General features: G+C 68.7%; 26 protein-coding genes. 22 read left to right on the top strand and 4 right to left on the bottom strand.

The features are described 5' to 3' along the window. Window positions 1-316 (bottom strand): helix-turn-helix domain-containing protein (locus tag VPH61_RS18810; RefSeq protein WP_332065053.1); only part of this gene is annotated, 316 nt, incomplete at its 3' end. A gap of 131 nt (window positions 317-447) precedes the next feature. Between VPH61_RS18810 and VPH61_RS18805 the strand changes: the two genes are divergently transcribed. The 7 genes from VPH61_RS18805 (at window position 448) to VPH61_RS18775 (ending at window position 3,017) form a co-directional block, all read left to right on the top strand. Further along, complete coding sequence (locus tag VPH61_RS18805) at window positions 448-684, top strand: helix-turn-helix domain-containing protein (protein ID WP_332065052.1); 237 nt, start codon at window positions 448-450, stop codon at window positions 682-684. Beyond that, a complete protein-coding gene (locus VPH61_RS18800) occupies window positions 681-815 on the top strand; it encodes a hypothetical protein (protein WP_332065051.1) in 135 nt (44 codons plus the stop codon). Before VPH61_RS18805 ends, VPH61_RS18800 begins: the two co-directional genes overlap by 4 nt. 187 nt (window positions 816-1,002) lie before the next feature. Next, window positions 1,003-1,908, top strand: coding sequence for a hypothetical protein (locus tag VPH61_RS18795; protein WP_332065050.1), 906 nt, complete (start codon window positions 1,003-1,005; stop codon window positions 1,906-1,908). Further along, a complete protein-coding gene (locus tag VPH61_RS18790; protein ID WP_332065049.1) occupies window positions 1,905-2,111 on the top strand; it encodes a hypothetical protein in 207 nt (68 codons plus the stop codon). Before VPH61_RS18795 ends, VPH61_RS18790 begins: the two co-directional genes overlap by 4 nt. A gap of 11 nt (window positions 2,112-2,122) precedes the next feature. Next, the gene (locus VPH61_RS18785) at window positions 2,123-2,410 is read left to right on the top strand and encodes a hypothetical protein (RefSeq protein ID WP_332065048.1); all 288 of its coding nucleotides are present in this window, start codon (window positions 2,123-2,125) and stop codon (window positions 2,408-2,410) included. Beyond that, window positions 2,407-2,715 (top strand): hypothetical protein, encoded by a 309-nt coding sequence (locus tag VPH61_RS18780; protein ID WP_332065047.1) that lies wholly within the window; start codon window positions 2,407-2,409, stop codon window positions 2,713-2,715. Before VPH61_RS18785 ends, VPH61_RS18780 begins: the two co-directional genes overlap by 4 nt. Beyond that, the gene (locus VPH61_RS18775; RefSeq protein WP_332065046.1) at window positions 2,712-3,017 is read left to right on the top strand and encodes a hypothetical protein; all 306 of its coding nucleotides are present in this window, start codon (window positions 2,712-2,714) and stop codon (window positions 3,015-3,017) included. The genes VPH61_RS18780 and VPH61_RS18775 overlap by 4 nt, the downstream gene beginning before the upstream one ends. 8 nt (window positions 3,018-3,025) lie before the next feature. On the opposite strand, the gene VPH61_RS18770 is transcribed toward VPH61_RS18775, so the two are convergent. Further along, entirely contained in the window at window positions 3,026-3,259 is a 234-nt protein-coding gene (locus VPH61_RS18770) for a hypothetical protein (RefSeq protein ID WP_332065045.1), read from the bottom strand. A 110-nt stretch (window positions 3,260-3,369) separates the two neighbouring features. On the opposite strand from VPH61_RS18770, the gene VPH61_RS18765 reads away from it, so the two are divergent. The 15 genes from VPH61_RS18765 (at window position 3,370) to VPH61_RS18695 (ending at window position 14,889) form a co-directional block, all read left to right on the top strand. Beyond that, a complete protein-coding gene (locus VPH61_RS18765) occupies window positions 3,370-5,001 on the top strand; it encodes a hypothetical protein (protein WP_332065044.1) in 1,632 nt (543 codons plus the stop codon). A 64-nt stretch (window positions 5,002-5,065) separates the two neighbouring features. Then, window positions 5,066-6,115: a hypothetical protein gene (locus VPH61_RS18760; RefSeq protein ID WP_332065043.1), complete on the top strand. Its 1,050-nt coding sequence runs from the start codon at window positions 5,066-5,068 to the stop codon at window positions 6,113-6,115. Between the two features lie 2 nt (window positions 6,116-6,117). Further along, window positions 6,118-6,387 carry a hypothetical protein gene (locus tag VPH61_RS18755; RefSeq protein WP_332065042.1) on the top strand — a complete coding sequence of 90 codons (270 nt, stop codon included), beginning with the start codon at window positions 6,118-6,120 and terminating at the stop codon, window positions 6,385-6,387. Window positions 6,388-6,389: 2 nt separating this feature from the next. Beyond that, window positions 6,390-8,063, top strand: a complete 1,674-nt coding sequence (locus VPH61_RS18750) for a hypothetical protein (RefSeq protein ID WP_332065041.1) — start codon at window positions 6,390-6,392, stop codon at window positions 8,061-8,063. A 19-nt stretch (window positions 8,064-8,082) separates the two neighbouring features. Further along, window positions 8,083-8,451: a hypothetical protein gene (locus VPH61_RS18745; RefSeq protein ID WP_332065040.1), complete on the top strand. Its 369-nt coding sequence runs from the start codon at window positions 8,083-8,085 to the stop codon at window positions 8,449-8,451. After that, the gene (locus VPH61_RS18740; protein ID WP_332065039.1) at window positions 8,441-8,827 is read left to right on the top strand and encodes a hypothetical protein; all 387 of its coding nucleotides are present in this window, start codon (window positions 8,441-8,443) and stop codon (window positions 8,825-8,827) included. Before VPH61_RS18745 ends, VPH61_RS18740 begins: the two co-directional genes overlap by 11 nt. Before the next feature lie 10 nt (window positions 8,828-8,837). Next, window positions 8,838-9,245, top strand: coding sequence for a hypothetical protein (locus VPH61_RS18735; protein WP_332065038.1), 408 nt, complete (start codon window positions 8,838-8,840; stop codon window positions 9,243-9,245). Between the two features lie 3 nt (window positions 9,246-9,248). After that, window positions 9,249-9,752: a hypothetical protein gene (locus tag VPH61_RS18730; protein ID WP_332065037.1), complete on the top strand. Its 504-nt coding sequence runs from the start codon at window positions 9,249-9,251 to the stop codon at window positions 9,750-9,752. 1 nt (window position 9,753) lies between these two features. Beyond that, a complete protein-coding gene (locus tag VPH61_RS18725) occupies window positions 9,754-10,851 on the top strand; it encodes a hypothetical protein (protein ID WP_332065036.1) in 1,098 nt (365 codons plus the stop codon). Further along, window positions 10,851-11,201, top strand: a complete 351-nt coding sequence (locus VPH61_RS18720) for a hypothetical protein (protein WP_332065035.1) — start codon at window positions 10,851-10,853, stop codon at window positions 11,199-11,201. Before VPH61_RS18725 ends, VPH61_RS18720 begins: the two co-directional genes overlap by 1 nt. After that, window positions 11,198-12,907 (top strand): hypothetical protein, encoded by a 1,710-nt coding sequence (locus VPH61_RS18715; protein WP_332065034.1) that lies wholly within the window; start codon window positions 11,198-11,200, stop codon window positions 12,905-12,907. The genes VPH61_RS18720 and VPH61_RS18715 overlap by 4 nt, the downstream gene beginning before the upstream one ends. A 2-nt stretch (window positions 12,908-12,909) precedes the next feature. Further along, window positions 12,910-13,686, top strand: a complete 777-nt coding sequence (locus tag VPH61_RS18710; protein ID WP_332065033.1) for a hypothetical protein — start codon at window positions 12,910-12,912, stop codon at window positions 13,684-13,686. Continuing rightward, window positions 13,683-14,384: a murein hydrolase activator EnvC family protein gene (locus VPH61_RS18705; RefSeq protein ID WP_332065032.1), complete on the top strand. Its 702-nt coding sequence runs from the start codon at window positions 13,683-13,685 to the stop codon at window positions 14,382-14,384. The genes VPH61_RS18710 and VPH61_RS18705 overlap by 4 nt, the downstream gene beginning before the upstream one ends. Further along, a complete protein-coding gene (locus tag VPH61_RS18700) occupies window positions 14,381-14,599 on the top strand; it encodes a hypothetical protein (RefSeq protein ID WP_332065031.1) in 219 nt (72 codons plus the stop codon). Before VPH61_RS18705 ends, VPH61_RS18700 begins: the two co-directional genes overlap by 4 nt. 14 nt (window positions 14,600-14,613) lie before the next feature. After that, window positions 14,614-14,889: a hypothetical protein gene (locus VPH61_RS18695; RefSeq protein WP_332065030.1), complete on the top strand. Its 276-nt coding sequence runs from the start codon at window positions 14,614-14,616 to the stop codon at window positions 14,887-14,889. Between the two features lies 1 nt (window position 14,890). Here VPH61_RS18695 and VPH61_RS18690 read toward each other — a convergent pair whose 3' ends face one another. Further along, window positions 14,891-15,766: a tyrosine-type recombinase/integrase gene (locus VPH61_RS18690; RefSeq protein WP_332065029.1), complete on the bottom strand. Its 876-nt coding sequence runs from the start codon at window positions 15,764-15,766 to the stop codon at window positions 14,891-14,893. 65 nt (window positions 15,767-15,831) lie between these two features. Next, the gene (locus VPH61_RS18685; protein ID WP_332065028.1) at window positions 15,832-16,272 is read right to left on the bottom strand and encodes a hypothetical protein; all 441 of its coding nucleotides are present in this window, start codon (window positions 16,270-16,272) and stop codon (window positions 15,832-15,834) included. Window positions 16,273-16,612 lie beyond the last annotated feature (340 nt).

Below are 16,612 nucleotides of genomic sequence, written 5' to 3'. Positions count from 1 at the left end.
TAACCTTATTTGCCGACCCTTTCCGCGTAACCTGGTGAGCCGTCGACGCGCGCGGCGTGCGGCGTGGGAGCGACTCGAGCAGCCAGTCAAGGTCGACGTCGGTTGCCGCCGCCCAGAGCATGATGGTCGAGCGGTGCGGCGTCGACTGGCCCGTCTCGGCCGACGAGATCGCCGTCTGCGAGACGCCGATGATGTCCGAGAGGCCGTTCTGCGTCAGGCCCGCAGTGACGCGCGCCTTCAGCAGCTTGTCGCCGATGGTGAATTCAGGCCGCCGGCGGTGGGCTGCCGCCGAGGCAATCGTGAGTGTCTGGCTCATGTTGCCAAAGTTAGCGACAGTTCAGGCGGATTGTCCAGAGGACGCGCCGAATTAAGTGTCTGCCCTGAGGCCGACACGCTGCAATTCGCCGTTGCTTGCCATTTACCGTGTTTGCCCGCCATAGTGGGCGCATGGGGATACTGACTCTGCTGTCGACTCGCGACATCGCCGCCAAGCTCCGCACGACGCCTCGAGACGTGTCGCGGCTGGTCAAAGCTGACCGGCTGCGCGCGTTCGCGAAGGCACCGGGGCCGCGCGGTGCGTTCCTGTTCACGGCCGACGAACTCGACCGATACATGCGAGATCGCGAGCACGAGCACGTCGATGCTGACGAGCCCGCAGTCGATGACGACGAGGTTGCAGCGTGAACGACAAGAGCGCGCGCTACCCGATCATCCTGCGCCACGAGAACGGGCCCGCCGTGCTCTCATCGACCACGGACGCGAGCAGGGCCGGCCTCTCGGTGCCCTGCCACTGCGACATGCAGGCAGCAGCATGAGCGCTGCGCAGCGTCGCGCGCCGGTACGCCCGCTGCCACCTCACGAGGGCTCCGCCCGTCACCTCGAGCAGTCGGCATACACGCATGAGCGGATGGCCGATCGTTCCGTCGATCCTCGCGACGTGCTCTGGCACCGGCAGGTCGCCGCAGAGCATCGTGCCGCGGCCGCGGTGCTGAGAGCGGCGTCGTGAGCATCATCTCGCCGCCGGGCACGTATGACGGCATCCGTCCCTGGGCGAGCCGCGGCGCGTGGCTCGCCCAGGTCGAGCAGCTGCTACACACCGAGTCGGGCGATCGCGCGCGCCGTGAGCTGCGCGTCGCTGCCGATCGCGTGCGCGAGGTCGCTCGCGCTGACGCACGCTCGGCGACTTCGACCTCGGGGCGCGATGTCGCGACCTCGAACCGCACGGTGGGCCGGCGTCTCGGGATCTCGTACCGGACCGTGCAGCGCGCTCGTGCGTGGCTCGAGCGGATGCGCCTCTCGCGCACCGTGCAGGCGGGCCGCTACCTCACCGTGAAAGAGCGCGCCGAGGCCGCCGCAGGGCAGATCAAAGCCGCGTCGACCAGGGCACTCACGACTGTGGAGAACCAGCCCCAAGCACACGCGGCCCGTCCCGCTGATCAGTCGAGTGTCGCTCTATCTCGAAGAGATTCCTTCGAGCCTGAAAGTCACCTACTTAAGACCAAGACAAGACGAGCTGTGAGTGAATCGAGGGCGCGGCCGGTCTGGGTGCAGCGGCTCGCGGCTGACCTCGACCGGCGGATGCCGTGGCTGGTGCGGTACGTGCACATCGGCCGGCTGGCGAACGGGCTGCAGCAGCGCAACCTGCACCCGGCGACGACCGCGGGCAGCCTGCTCGGCGCGATCCACGCCCGAGGCCCGGTGCGCGAGCTCGCCGAGCAGCGCGACCCGCTCGCCTACTTCCTCGCCCTGATCGACGACGACCTCGTGCACGGCCTCGCTCGCGCCGGCGAGGCGACCAGGTGCAGCCGCGACGGACACGACTGGCACGGCCAATGGCGCGAAGTCTGCAGACGCTGCGACACCGATCGACCGGGCTGGCGCTACGAGCGAGACAGGAGCGCGTCATGAACGGCGCCCACCCGCTCGACTGTATGCCCGACAAGCGGCACCAGTTCCTGCCCGACAGCGGATGGTGCATCCACGGATGCGGCAACCGCGACGACGGCCGCACCACCCTGCTCGGCGGCAAGGTCATCGTGCCCGGCCCGAGCTACTCGACCTCCGAGCTGCAAGCCATGTACGCCAACCTCACCGAACGGACAACAGCATGACAACACCCGACATGAAAGAAGTTCGGGAGGCCGCCGCTGCCGCCCGAGCGATCGAATCCGACGATCGCCGCGCCAGCTCAGAGTATGGCGGCGGTGTGGTGCACCTGCGGAAGGATCGCCCTGCGCCGGTCGAGCTCGTGAAGTGGAAGCCCGGCACCGACGAGTACGAGCTGGTCTCGGGTGTGCTCGTGCGACGGACTCGGGATCACTGGTTCCTCGCGATCGACGATGGACTCAGCATGCTCGACCGGGCGTCGTGGCTCCTCTGCGACGCTGACGACGAGGCGGATGCCGCATGACGTATCGTCACGTCTGCGGCATCGACTGCGCCTGGGGCTGCATCATCACACCCGCCGCGACGACACCTGACACGACACCTGACGTTCGCCGGTACCGTGTCGAGCGCTCGATCGTCTCGGGACGCTGGGTAGTACTGAACCGCGACGGCGAGGTCATCGACGCCGCTGACAACTGGGCTGACGCGTTCGCCGTCGCGAGCCTGATCGCCACCGTGCACAAGGCGCAGGATGACGTGGCCGCGAGCCTCGGCCGTAGCCACGTCGACTTGGTACACGAACTCGTCGACGGGCTGCTCGCCGCATGAGTGCCAAGCACGCCGACCCCGAGTACCGGAAGAACGCACGCATCATCCGGGCGCAGGTGCAGCAGCGTCGCAAGCGCGACGACGACGTGACGTGCTGGCGCTGCGGCCGGCTCATCGCCGAGGAGCAGACCTACGATGTGGGCCACATCAACCCCGACGGCGGGCACGGCCTCGACAACCTCGCACCCGAGCACCGGTATAAGTCCGGCCGATGCATGGGCAACCGTGCTGCCGGCGGCAGGCTCGGCGCGGCGCGACAGCAGGCGCGCACCTCGAGCACCAAGGGGCTGCTGCCGTGGTGAGGCGGACTCTACCTGTCGAGGTAGCTGCGCAGCGCATCTTCCGTGTGGCGCTCGCACTGCTGCGCTGCCTGTACCAGGTAGTCGACAGGGTCACCGCCCATCGCGTTCTCGTACGGCGCGTAGTTCGCATCGACGCACGCCGTCCACGCCGCGTCGTGCACCGCGTTGTCGCCCGCCATGTAGATCGCCGACGCTGCACCGCCCGCGACTGCCACTACGGCGAGCGTCGACACGATGATCACGGTCGAAGTCTTCATGCCATCGGACGATACAGCACGGTTCTTTTTGGCGCGGCCGGTGCAACCCCCGCCAAGGCTCTTCAGACATCTCTCTCCCCAACGAAAGCCACATCATGACCGACGAGCTCGACCTCGACGACCTCCCCGAGGCCGTCAGAAATCACTGGCTGCTCGAGGAGTCGGCGTGGGTCGCGGTGCGGGATTCGGGCCTCGAACCACTCGTCGATACCCCGATGATCACCACGCTCAAGGATCGCGCCGCGTTCCTGATCGGCGCGTGGCTGCTCGACAAGACGAAGACCAGGGACCGGCGCGGGCTGCTCGCGAACATCAAGCCGCAGATGCTCCGCGTCGTGGACATGCTCGCCGCCGGCCGGTTCAAGAACGCGGTGATCCTGCCCCGCAGATCGTCGAAGACGACGACGCTTTGGTGCGTGCTGCTCGGCCGGTGCTGGCTCGACGAGGCGCACATGGCCGGCTACTCGATGCTGACCACGCAGAAGAAGACCGCCGAGCGGTACCGGCTCGACGTGTACGGGCCGATCACGAGGAAGTGGCCCGACAAGGACGACCGCCCGGTGAAGCTCTACAAGGGCAACGGCACCGAGCGCGTCGAGTTCGATAACGGCTCGGTCCTCGCGATCCTCTCGCCAGACGGTGACGCGTTCCGCTCGGGCGCCTACGAGACGCTCGTCGCCGACGAGGGCGGTGCATCCTCGCCGGAGATGGGCGCCGAGATCAAGGCCGCCGTGCTGCCCGCGTTCGACACGACCGACGGGCAGTTCATCGTGGCCGGCACCGCCGCGAAGTACCGCGAGAGCAATGTGCTCTGGGATCTCGTGAACGACGAGAAGGCCGGCGTGATCCGGTTCACGGTCGCCGACACGATCGACCCCGAGGAGCTCGAGGCGTGGGAACCCGACGAGGACCACCCGCGCGCCCACGTGCGCGAGCTCGTCGAGGGCATGCATCCGGGCATCCACAGCGGGCTCACCACGCTCGAGAAGATCGAGGAGAACTGGAACGGCCTCGACCGCGAGCAGTTCTTCGAGGAGTACCTCGGCCTGTTCGGCTCCGAAGGCTCGAACACGGGACTCATCCCGCCGGCGCACTGGGAGCGCAGCACCCTGCCGGGCGACCCGCCGCCGCCGCCGAAGCGGTTCACGATGGCGATCGCCATTCACCCCGACGGGCTCTGGGCCTCGATCGGTGCCGCCTGGCACTACGACGAGACCGACGACGACCTGGTCGCCGCAGCGATGCTCCTCGACGGGCAGGTGCCTGACCGCAAGCCCCGCATCGGTATCGGGCTGCTCTGGCACCAGCATGGCGTGCAGGGCTTTGCGACGAAGGCGCTCACCCTCGCCCGGAAGTACAAGACGCCGATCATCTACGACCAGCTCTCGCAGGCCGCCGGCGTCGAGGTCGAGACCCTCACGCGTGCGGCACCTCGCCCCGACCTCACGCCCGCCGCGACGAGCGACGTGCGCCGCGGCGCGACGAAGGTACTCAAGCTCCTCGACCCGAAAGACGACACGCTGCGGCACTGGCGATCGCCGCAACTCGACCAGGCCGTCACGATCGCTGTGAAGCGCGCGATCGGCACCGCCGGCGGCTTCGGCTTCGGCCGACCCAAGGGCGACTTCGGCGCTGACATCACCCCGATCGAGGCGACCTCGCTCGCGCTGCAGTTCCTCGGCGAGGCGAATGAGAAGCCCGCGAAGGCGGAGATCGTCTTCGGCTGACCTGTGGACAATCCACAACGCATTGGTTGTGACGTTGTGGAATGTCCACACTACGGTTTCGGTCATGGGTTTCTGGCGCGAACTGCTCTTCGGACCGCCGGCGACGCCGGGCATCGTGTCGCCCTGGGCGCCGCCGACGGAGTTCGAGACCTTCGCCGCCGGCCAGCTCCTCGGCGAGATGCCCGACGTGATGACCCGCGAGAAGGCGCTGCGCGTGCCGGGCGTGAAGCGGGCGCACCGGCTGCACTGCTCGATCGTGGCGTCGCTGCCGTTCTTCCAGATGGACGGCGACCAGCGCGACACCGCGCAGCCGGGCTGGCTGACGAACTCGGCATCCGGGGTCTCGCCGTATCACCGGATGTGGGGCGTCACCTCCGACCTGTTCATGAACGGGTGGGCCTGCCTCGGCATCACCGACGACCTGGGCGACGCCCTGCACATCCCGTTCGGGATGTGGGGCGTGAACCAGCAGACCGGCCGCGTCGTCGTCACCGACGACCGCATCCCCGCCGAGTACCGTGCCCGGCTCGTGCCGATCAACATGGGCTACGGCGAGAACGGCATCCTCATCGACGCGAAGGACACCCTGACAGCGTCACGTGACATCGAGCGCGCATGGATGGAACGGGTCAAGAACCCGGCACCCGCGACCGAGCTGCACATCGACGACCCGAAGTACGACGGCCTGACCCGCAGAGAGAAGCGGAAGATCGTCGACGACTGGAACGAGAACCGTCGCCGAGACGGCGGGCAGACCGCCCTCACACCCTCGTTCATCAAGGTCACCGCACTCGGCCAGACCTCGGCCGACCTGTTCGAGAAGGGCCGCAACGCGATCCGGCTCGACATCGCGAACCACTCCGCCGTGCCCGCGTCGATCATCGAGGGCGCCCGCGACGGCTCGGGCAGCGACATCCATTACTCCTCCGAAGCGGGCGCCGGCGGCGCCACCCGGAACGAGCTGTACGACTTCGGCACCAAGGGATTCGTGCAGGCGATCGAGGCGCGCGTCTCGCTCGACGACGTGTGCGACCCCGGTAAGTCGATCCGCGCCGACCTGGCCGGCCTCATGGCCGTCCCGACCCCGAACACCAACCCCACGAGTGAGGACTGACCATGACGAAGACCACCGACCCCGCGACCGTGTCACCTGACACCGCACCTGACACCGAGCTTGACCAGGACACCGAGCCCGAGCAGCTCGTCACCGACGAAGCCTCGCTCGAGGAGCGCCTCGCCGTCGCCGTCGCGATCCTTGCCGGCGTGCTCGAGGAGCTGCCCGCCGGCCACCCCGACACCGCGGGCGCACTCGTGCACCTGCGCGCCGTCGCCGAGCGCGCCGCCTCCGCACTGCCGATCCCGCCGGCCACCGACGAGGACGCCTGAGTATGCCCGAGAGCCTGATCCAGTACGAGGGCGGCGAGGTCCTCGCCTCCCTCGAAGACCGCACCATCACCGGCCTGCTCATCCCGTTCAACGAGATCGGCCGCACGAACGCCGGCCGGTTCATGGTCGAGGCCGGCGCGATCGACCTGCCCGCCGACCCCGCCGTGATCACACTGAACCTCGACCACGACCGGTCGCAGCCCGTCGGGCGCGCCACCCGCGTCTGGGAGGAAGCCGCGGGCGTCATGGCGACTTTCGCGATCGCGAACACACCCGCCGGCGACGACGCTCTCGCTGACGCGCTCAACCCGAAGGGCAAACGCCGCCGCCTCTCGGGTGAGTTCCACGCGATCATCAAGGCCGCGAAGGCCGTCGGTGGCAATCTGTGGGGCTCCGCGCTCGTCGGGATGGGCGCATTCCCATCCGCGATGGTGCTCGCCGCCGACACCCCCGACGAACCGACCGCCACCTCGAGTTCGCGTTACGTGACCGAGTACACCGACGAGGCCGGCGACACGTGGCGCCGCGTCGAAGAGACCACGACCACCATCACCGAAACCAGCACCGTCGTCGTCGAGGAAGACCCCGACGCGGAGGAAGACCCCGAAGGAGAAACCACCGTGCCCGTCACCGCCACCGCCACCGTGCCCGTCACCCAGATCGGCGGCGCTCCCGTCGCCGTCGAGGTGCAGGCCCGCCAGACCGACGTGCGCGACGTGTACGCCGCGCTCAACACGCTCCGCAGCGACCGTCAGAACCCCGAGGCTCTCGCCGTGCTCGCCGCCCTCAACGACGTCACCACGACCACCCTGTCGGGTGGCGTGGCGCCGGCGCACTGGCTCGGCCAGATCAACCAGGGCATCGGCTACACGCGCATGTACCTGCCGCTCGGCACCGTCGGCACCGACATCAGCATCGCCGGCAAGAAGGGCTTCAAGATCAAGCGCGGCACCGAGGCCGTGCCCGTCGACAAGATCGACGGCGCTTGGGCCGGCGACAAGACGGCGATCAAGTCGGGCAACGGTTTCGTGCAGACCGCGCAGTCGACCCGCCGGAACTGGGCGCTCGGTGAGGACATCGGCCGCGAGTTCTACGACCTCGAGGGCGGCCAAGAGGTCGTGGCCTCGTTCCTCGAGCTGCTCGTCGAGGACTACCACCGCTGGGCGGACGAGTCGGCCCTCGCCGACTTCGTGTCGGTCGGTGGTGCCGCGGTCGCTGCCGACACCACGAAGTACCCGGCGACGTACCCGAAAGCGCTCGGCATGCTCATCCAGGGCATGCTGGCCCTCGGCAAGATCAAGGCCGACGGCCGCCGCGACCTGCCGACGTTCGCGATCGCGAACGACGCCGCGTTCGAGGAGCTCGCCTACGCCTCGGGCGGTGAGCAGAACCTGCCCGCGTTCGTGAGCATCGCGATCAACAGCGCGCTCAACGGCGAGGCCGGCCTCGACAACAAGATCACCATCGTCCGCGGCGACGTGGGCGCCCCGATCACCGCCGGGAAGGGCGCCGTCATCGTCGGCGCGAACTACGGCGTGCACTTCGACGAGGTGCCGAACGGGCCGCTCAAGATCGACGCGCTTGAGATCGCTCGCGGCGGCATCGACCGGGCGTTCCACGGCTACCTGCAGACGTTCAAGGCGCGCCCCGAAGCGTTCGTCAAGATCAGCCTCTGAGCCGCCGGGGCGAAGACTCATGACCGATTACGCCTGGTTCGCCGAGCAGCCCGACGAACAGCTCGAACGGCTCATCGCGGCGTGGCCGGTAGCACCGGCCGAGGATCTCGAAACGCTCGCGATGCTCCTTGAGATCGCGGCCGATCAGGTCTGGGCCTTCGCCCCGGAATCCCTCGACGACGACAACGCGGCCGTGGCCCGCCCCGCGGCCGCGCCCGCCCGGCTCGTGTACGCGCAGATGCAGCAGGCGCAGAACCTCTGGAACGCCGGCCGCGTCGACTCGAACGGTGACGCCGGCCTCGACGGATTCAGCTATACGCCGCGCCCGCTCGACAAGACCGTGCGCGGCCTGATCCGTCCAACCGAGGGAGTCTTCGATGCCGGCTGAAACGCTCCGCGCGAAACTGACGGCCGCCGTGAAGGACGCCCTGCCCGCTGGGTGGCGGTTCATCCCGAACCAGAAGACACCCGAGAAGATCACGCGCGTGACCGTCACGCTCAAGCACCTCCGCATCAAGCCCACCGCCGAAGCACCCGCCGCCGCGTTCACGAACTCCGTCGTGCTCACCATCGCGAGCCCGCTCACCGACGACGTGAAAGCCGAGAACGCCCTCGACGAGGACGTGCTCACCCTGCTCCACACCGTCGCCTCGAGCACCGCCGGATGGATGCAGCTCGACGAGGCCGAGAAGGTGCGCGTCCGCGAAGGTTCGCCCTACCTCGGCTGGGACTGCAAGTTCGACGCCATCACCACCAAAGCCTGAGGAGGCACCCATGCCCACGATCGTCACCAAGCCGTTCTTCATCGGCGCATCCACGCTCACCGTCGCCGCAGACGACCACACCTCGGCCGTCAACTCCGCCCAGCTGGACCCGACCGTGCCGACCTCCCAGTTCCGCGACATCGGCGGCGGCATCGTGAACGTCGAGGGCACGCCCTCGTGGATGCTGTCCCTCGGGATCGCGCAGGACTGGGAAACCGACACGTCGACCGCTCACTACATGCGCATCAACGCCGGCCAGGTGAAGGCGTTCAAGCTCACCCCCGTCGGCGGCGGTCGCGGCGTCACCGTCAACGCCATCTGCCGGGACCCGTCCGTCGGCGGTGCCGCTGCCTCGATCGCGCAGAGCACCCTGCAACTGCCCGTCAACGGCCAGCCCGTCTGGGACCCGGAAGTCTGACCGATGGGTCTCGGCCGGATCTCGCTGCTCGTCTCCGACGACCTGCGGCGACTCACTGAGGTCGCGCGTTCCCTCGAGCGTGAGCTCGCTGCGCGTGTGCGGGGTGAGACGAAGGCCGAGGCCCAACCCATCTTCCAGGAGTCCGTGCGGGCGAACGTCACGACTCGGCTGCAGACGAGAGTGCTGTCCGACACCGCCCGTGTCGCGGTGTCGGACTCGAACGTGACCCTCAAGTCGGCGACGATCGGCACGCTGTCGTCAGGTGTCAAGACAGGTGACATCGCGCACCTGGTCGAGTTCGGCGCGACCCCGACGAAGCGCGTCTCGCAGCGCTCGAGCAAGGGGAACCGGTACACCCGGCAGCTCGGCCGCGTCGTCGGGCCGCCCCGTTCGCGCGGCTACGTCTTCCACCCGGCCGTACGTGAGTCCATCCCGCGTCTCGCATCCCTCTGGATGCAGACCGCCTACCGCACGATCGCCGAAACCTTCGAGAAGGGAGCCCGCTGACATGGCCGGCTACACCGTGGGCATCGCCGCCGACACCAAGGCCGCGAAACAAGGCATCGAGACCGGGCTCATCAAGCCTCTCGGCGACGCCGCCGACGCCGTCGACAAGCTCGGCAAGTCGCGCGGCCCCGACCAGCTCGAGGACGGCATGCGCGACGCGCAGAAGGCTACCGAGCGGCTGAAGGATGAGACGAAGGAAACCGCTGACGCGATCGACCGGGAGTACCGCGACGCCTACCGGAAGATGAAGCAGTCCTCCGACGACGGCCTCGACGGCGCCAAGCGGGGCCTGGACGACTTCAAGAGCGAGGCCGGGCAGTCTGGCCGCGAGGCCGCGGCATCCTTCTCGGGCGGGTTCGATGATGTCGGCGACTTCGCGCAGGAGACCCTCGCGAACGGCCTCGCCGGCTTCGGGCCGATCGGAGCCGCTGCGGGCATCGCCGCCGCTGTCGGGCTCGGCGCGCTCTGGGCCTCGATCGAGGAGAACTCGAAGAAGTCCGAGGAGCGTGTCTCGGACATGTATCAGGCATTCCTCGAGGCGGGGTCGAAGTACCTCTCCGACGAACAGGTGAATCAGGCGATCGCCGATCTCGCCGACGACACCGGCAAATGGGGCGAGGCGCTCGCGATCAACGAGGCTACGGGCCTGTCGATTCAGACCATCCTCCGCGCGATGGTCGGCGACCAGGAGGCCCTGAACGCCGCCACGGATGCCGAGAACGAGGCACACAAGCGGAACATCGCCGAGATTCAGAACGGCACTGCGGCAATGGAAGACAAGGCCGCGGCCGTACTCCTCGAGAACCAGCGGCACGCGGACACCATCGGCAAGCTGCAGCAGATCGCGACCGACACCGACACGGCCGCCTCGAAGGCTGCGGCCGTCGCGGCCGCCTACGGCACCGGGAACGCTCGGCTCGACGAGCAGGTCGCGAAGATCCAGAACGTCGCCTCGATGATGTCGGGCCTCGGCGACAAGACCATCCGCATCAGCGCGGATACAACCGGCGTCGAGGGCGCGCTCGCGCGCCTGCAGGGCCGCACGATCAGCGTGAACGTGAACGGGCAGATCACTCGTATCGGAAATCAGGTGTGGTGATGACGACGCTCACGAACGGCACCGACGTGATCTCTCCGACCGCGATCGACGGGTGGGGCGACAGCAGCGAGCACGGCAACATCGTGCACCGCATCATCGGCAGTGAAGACGTCGACGTCGTGCTGCGGCCGGCAACGCTCGCAACGGGCACGATGTCGCTCGTCATCCCCGACGACGCCGCCGCCCTCGCCGCGCGGAACGCGCTCCGATCGGCCGCCGTCTGGACGATCGCCCACGACCGCGGCGTCGTCGACATGACGTTCGTCGTGACCGGTCGAGTCACCCGCGACATCGATACAACCCGCGCAGCATGGCTCGTCGGGTTCTCCTGGCAAGAGGTCGCACCATGACGGTGATGCGCGACGGACTCACCGCGACGCTGCTCGACGGCGCCGGCGTCGATCTCGGGCGGGTCAACGGCGAAGCGACGCTCGACGAGTCGTGGGCGCCGCACGTGCAGGCCACCCTCACGATCGCCCAGCCCGACGAGGAAACGCTGCAGCTGCTCGACGCCCGCGACAACCGCCGCATCCGCCTCGACTCGACAGCGAGCTACCCCGGCTCGTTCATCGCCGACCGCGCGCGTGCGTTCAATCTCGGAATCCGTGACAGCGAGCTCGTGCACGGCACGGGCGAGCTTCAACTGTCGCTCGCATCAGACGAAGCGCTGCTCATGGACGACGTCCTGACCGGCGAGACGCCGAACACGGCGGCGATCGCGCACCAGGCGAGCGTTCGCGCCCTCATCAACAACGTGGTGCTCTCCCGCATCGGGGCTGCTCTCGAAGCCGGTGCGACGGATGCACCGCTCTACCTCGTCTTCGACACCACCAACCTGATCACGAACCCGTCGCTCGAGGCGAACATCACCGGGTGGGGTGCCGGCGGTGGCGCATCCGCGCTGCAGAGCATCTCGGGAACGTCACTCAAGGGCGCCGCGTGCGCCCGCTGGACGGCCGCCGCGGGCGCCTCCGACGCATTCCCGTTCACCGGCATCAACACGCCCGCCAGCGCGGGCAAGCAGTACACGTTCTCGACATACCTGCACTCCTCGATCTCCCGCGTCGCCGGCGTCGTGCTCCGGTTCTACGCCGCCGACGCATCGACCATGCTCGCGCAGGCGGCCGGCCCGACCGCGGCCACCGCTACCACGTCGTGGAAGCGGTTCAGCGTGACCGCGACCGCTCCGCCCGGCACCGCGTTCGTGTTCGGGTTCATCACCACGGCGGGGAACACGGCCGGCCAGTTCCACTTCGCCGATTGCGCGATGCTGAACGAAGGCCCGCTCACGCCCTACTTCGACGGCAGCGGGGCGTACGCTGACCCGTCCGCGGCCGACTACGCGTTCTCATGGACGGGCACCCCGAACAACTCGACCTCGCGCCGCACCGCCGGCAGCCTCTCCCGCTCACCGGACATGCTGACCTGGCGGCCGGGTGTCAGCGCGTGGGCCTTCATCCAGCCCCTTTTTCAGTCGCTCGGGTTCCGGCTGTACTGCGACGAAGCCCGGAAGTGGCACCTGGTCGACGGCGTCGAGTTCGTCGCGCCCGGCATGCTGCAGCTCACGATGCCCGGCAGCCTGCACCAGGCCACCGACCGCATCAGCCGGGACGGCGATTGGTTCGACGCTGCGATCGCCCGCTACCGCTGGACCGACGCGACCGGCGTCAGTCACGAGCGCATCGACAGCTACGCCCCGCTCGGGTCGACGCGAGTCCGCGTGTTCGAGATCGAAGCCCCGTACCCCGGCCCGGGCTTCGCGCGCTATGCCGTCACCCGCGCCGAAGGTCGCGGCCGCGAGGCCGAGCTCGTCGCGCTGTCGAATCTGACCGTGAGCGCGTCGCAGATGCTCCGCGTGAACCTGCCCGACACCCCCGAACTAATCGGCGTCGTCCGCCGTGTCGTGTTCGACCTCACCGACGGCACCATGCAGATCGCCTCGCGCGGCCTCACCGACGTACCCGACGGTGCGTGGGCGCTCGTCGACCCCGACCTCACCTGGGCGGCCGCACCGGCCGTCGCATGGTCGAACTGGATCAACCCGGAAGGAGACTGACCATGCCCAATGGAGATGACGCCGCAGGCGCCGGCATGGAGGTGCTGAACCCGCTGACCGACCTCGTGCGCGACGGGGCCGACTTCATCAACTACGTGCTCGACGAGATCGCGCGACGCACCGCCGCAGTCATGCCGATGGAGCGCGGCGGGCACGGGGCGACGACACCGGCCGGCGCCCGCATCAACCTCGGCATCAGCAGTCCCAACATCGGCAGGCCCGGCGGCGACACCGTCGAACAGGCGATCGTCTGGCTCGGGGCGAACAAGGCAGCGTCCGGGCACACGCACTCGTTCGCCGACATCACCTCGGGCGTCGTCAACGGCAGCATCGGCGTGACAGGTGACATCGAGAACAACGGCCGCGTCCGGTCGTCAGGATCACGCGGCTTCACTGTCGCCGTGAACTGGGGCGCCGCTGCGCTCGACGGCAGCGGCTACCTCGGCATCCAGCCTTCGGCCGAGCGGTTCAAGCAGGACATCAACCCGCGTGTGTACACGCTCGCCGATGCCGTCACGATCGGCCGCCTCGTCGTCGAGTATCGCCTCGTCGCGGCCGTCGAAGCCCTCGACGCCTCGGCACCCATCGAGGTCGGGATCATCGCCGAGCGTCTCCTCGAGGCGGGGTTCCCCGAGTTCGTCGTCTTCAACCCCGGCGGCGAAGTCCTCTCGATCCACTACGCCGAGATGGTCACCGTCTCCCTCTCCGCGTTCGTCGAAGTCGCCGAGTTCTTCGTCGACATCGAGACGCGACTCATCGCATTGGAGGCTGCCCGATGAGGATCATCAAGGCTGCACGCGGCCGCGTCACCGGCCAGTTCGGCGACCGCAACGTACCCGGCGCGAACGTGCCGGCCCACCTCGGCATGGATCTCGGCCACGGCGACATGACCCCCGACGACCTGCGCGTCGGCGCGCCGGCACCGGGCACGGTCACGGCGGCCGGCTGGTCGGGAACCTACGGAAACCGGCTCATCATCAACCACGGCCGCGACGCCGGCGGCGATCGGTGGGAATCGCTGCTGGCGCACCTGTCCGCGTTCCGCGTCGGCGTCGGCGCCGAGCTCGGCACGTACGGCGCCGAGTGCGCCGTGATGGGCGGCACCGGCGGCAACTGGCCGGTGCACCTGCACCAGGAGCTCCGCCGCAACGGCGTACCCGTCAACCCCGAGCACTACCTCGCCAGCCTCGCGGAGCTCGAGGCGACCCCGCTCGTTCCGGAACCGGAACCGATCCCGAAGGAAGACATCATGGCACTCATCCGAACCGAGCAGCACGGCCACTACACCGCCGTTCCCGGCGTCGTCATCGCGCACCCCGACACGCGGATCACGTCCGGCGTCGAGTTCCGCGACTGGGGCGTCGTGATGGACGTGGCGCCCGACGACCTCGCCGCCTACCTGTTCGCTCTCGCCGGTTGCCCGAAGGGCGAGATACCGGCCGGCGGCAGCGTCTGGTACGGCCGACCGAACGCATGACCGCCGCGGAGACCGAGCGTCCCAGTCTCGGCAAGGTCTACGACGCGATCAACGAAGTGAAGCTCGACGTCGCCGTCATCAAGGCAGCGCTGCCCGACATCGCCGACCATGAGGCACGCATCCGCGCGATCGAGAAGCGGCAGTACACCCTCGCCGGCCTCGCGAGCATCGCCGGTGCCGCACTCGGCGCCATCGTCCAACGATTCACGATCTGAAAGGGAATGACACCATGACGACACCTGACACGACCGCACCGAAGCACGCCGCCGACGAGCCGATCTCGTACGAACTCGAGCCCGTCGCGTACGCCGAGCTCGAGGCCGACTCGGCGTCGTTCCTCCCGCTCGCTGCGCGCCGCGTGCTCTACGTGCTCGGCCTCGCCGGCGTCGTCGTCGCGCCCGTGCTCGCGATCTCGCAGCCCGAGTACGCGACCGCGATCGTCACGAGCTCGGGCATCCTCACCGCGGCCGCGCTCGGCACCGCTCTGGCGAACCCGAGCCGCTGACCTACGGAACCGAAGCGGGGCGCGCTCGTGTCGCGCCCCGCTTTCCGCCTCGAGGTACGTGCACCCGCGGCAGCAGTTCGATCGCAGAGCGCAGCGCGTCCTCCGAGGGCAGGTAGTAGTACTTCATCGAGCTCGCGTCGGCGTGCCGCATGTTCGCCTGGGCGACGGGCCCGGAGACGCCGGCCTCGAGCTGCTGCGTCGCGAACCAGGCGCGGAGCTGGTGCGGGCGATGCCCGGTGATACCGGCACGCCGGAGCGCTCGCGCGAGCACGGTCGAGATGGTGGCCGGCCGCACGTGGCCGTCCGAGACGCCGGGGAACAGGTTCCCGTCTCGTCGGTGGTACTGCAGCTCGTCCCAGACGATCGGGTGCAGCGGTCGCCACACGAGCACGTCGCCCTTCGCGTTCAGGGTGAGGATGCGCCGGCGTTGCCAGTCGATCGAGCCTGACGAGACGGCGGCGATCTCGGCCGCGCGCATGCCCTGGTAGGCGTACAGCAGGACGTAGAGCCGGGTGCGCTGGTGGATGCTCGACATGAGGAGCGTCTGCAGCTCGGCGGTCGAGACGGGGTGCGCTTCGCGCCGCGGTACGCGCTGCTTCGGGAGCCGCTCGGCGGGATTGTCGCTGCGGTATCCCTCGTCCTGCAGGAACGCGTGTACGCCTCGGTAGGCCGACCGCATCAGCCGCTTCGTGTGCGGGGCGACGTCGACCGCGAGCGCACCGATGAGATCCTCACGTGTGACCGTCATGAGCGTCTTGCCGGTTCGCGCGAGCATCCGTCGCACCTGCCCCTCGGAGTAGGCGATCGAGGATCGCTTGTGACCGGATGCCGATCGGAAGGTGGCGTAGGCGGCGAGGAGCTCGTGATCTGAGTGCATGTCTCGATAGAAGCCGAGAGCCCCACCTCCACTTGGGAGGCGGGGCTCACGGGCCTGTCTTCGGGTTACAGGCCGGCCAGCTCGCGCACGACGCGCTGAGGGACGACGAGCCCTCGCCCGATGCGGCGCACGTCGAACATGTCGCGGTTCGACTTGATCGAGTACTCCGAGGTGCCGAGCAGGCGCGCGGCGACGTCGAGCGGGAGTAGCGCCGGCTGCTCGTCGAGCAGGCTTGTGAGGCTGACAGGTGCTGTCACCTGACTGTCACCCCCGATCGATACGACGTCGCGGCCGGCGTGGCCGATCGTGCGCACGGCATCCGCCGGGATCATCCATGCGCCGTCCGGCCGCTTCTTGGCGCCGGGCAGCTCGTCATCTGCGAGCCACCGGCGCACGGTGCGCTCAGTCTTGCCCGAGTGGGCGATGTAGCCCTCGAGCGTGAGCATCTGCGTCGGCGCGGCGCTCGGGTCGAGCAGCGTGAAGACTTCGATGTCAGGTGTTGTCATGGTCATTGTCATCCCTTGAGGTGTCGGAGTCGGTCGGTCGTTGCAGTGGTGTGAACGTCGGCGCGGTCGACGCGTTCAAGGCACGCCGATGTGCCCAAGATGTAGCCCGGGTGCTCGGGGTCTGGGATCGATGTGAGCGACTCGATGCGCCACGCGACCTTGCCCGTCCCGACGCGCGCGACCTCACCGAGTCGCCACGTGCCGCAGCCGCGCCTCGGCGTGCAAGGGCACGCGCTCATCGCGTGCCGCCGCCGCGCTGCTGACGGCGGCCGTCGGTGTCGCGGCCGTCGCGGCGTCGCACGTCATTCGTGCCGGGCAGACGTCGAGAGATAACCTTATT

Origin of the sequence: Agromyces sp. CCNWLW203 (assembly GCF_036576125.1) — a bacterium.
Taxonomy (GTDB): Bacteria; Actinomycetota; Actinomycetes; order Actinomycetales; family Microbacteriaceae; genus Agromyces.
Note: the sequence above shows the minus strand (reverse complement) of the source record. Positions and strands in the feature narration are given on the sequence as shown.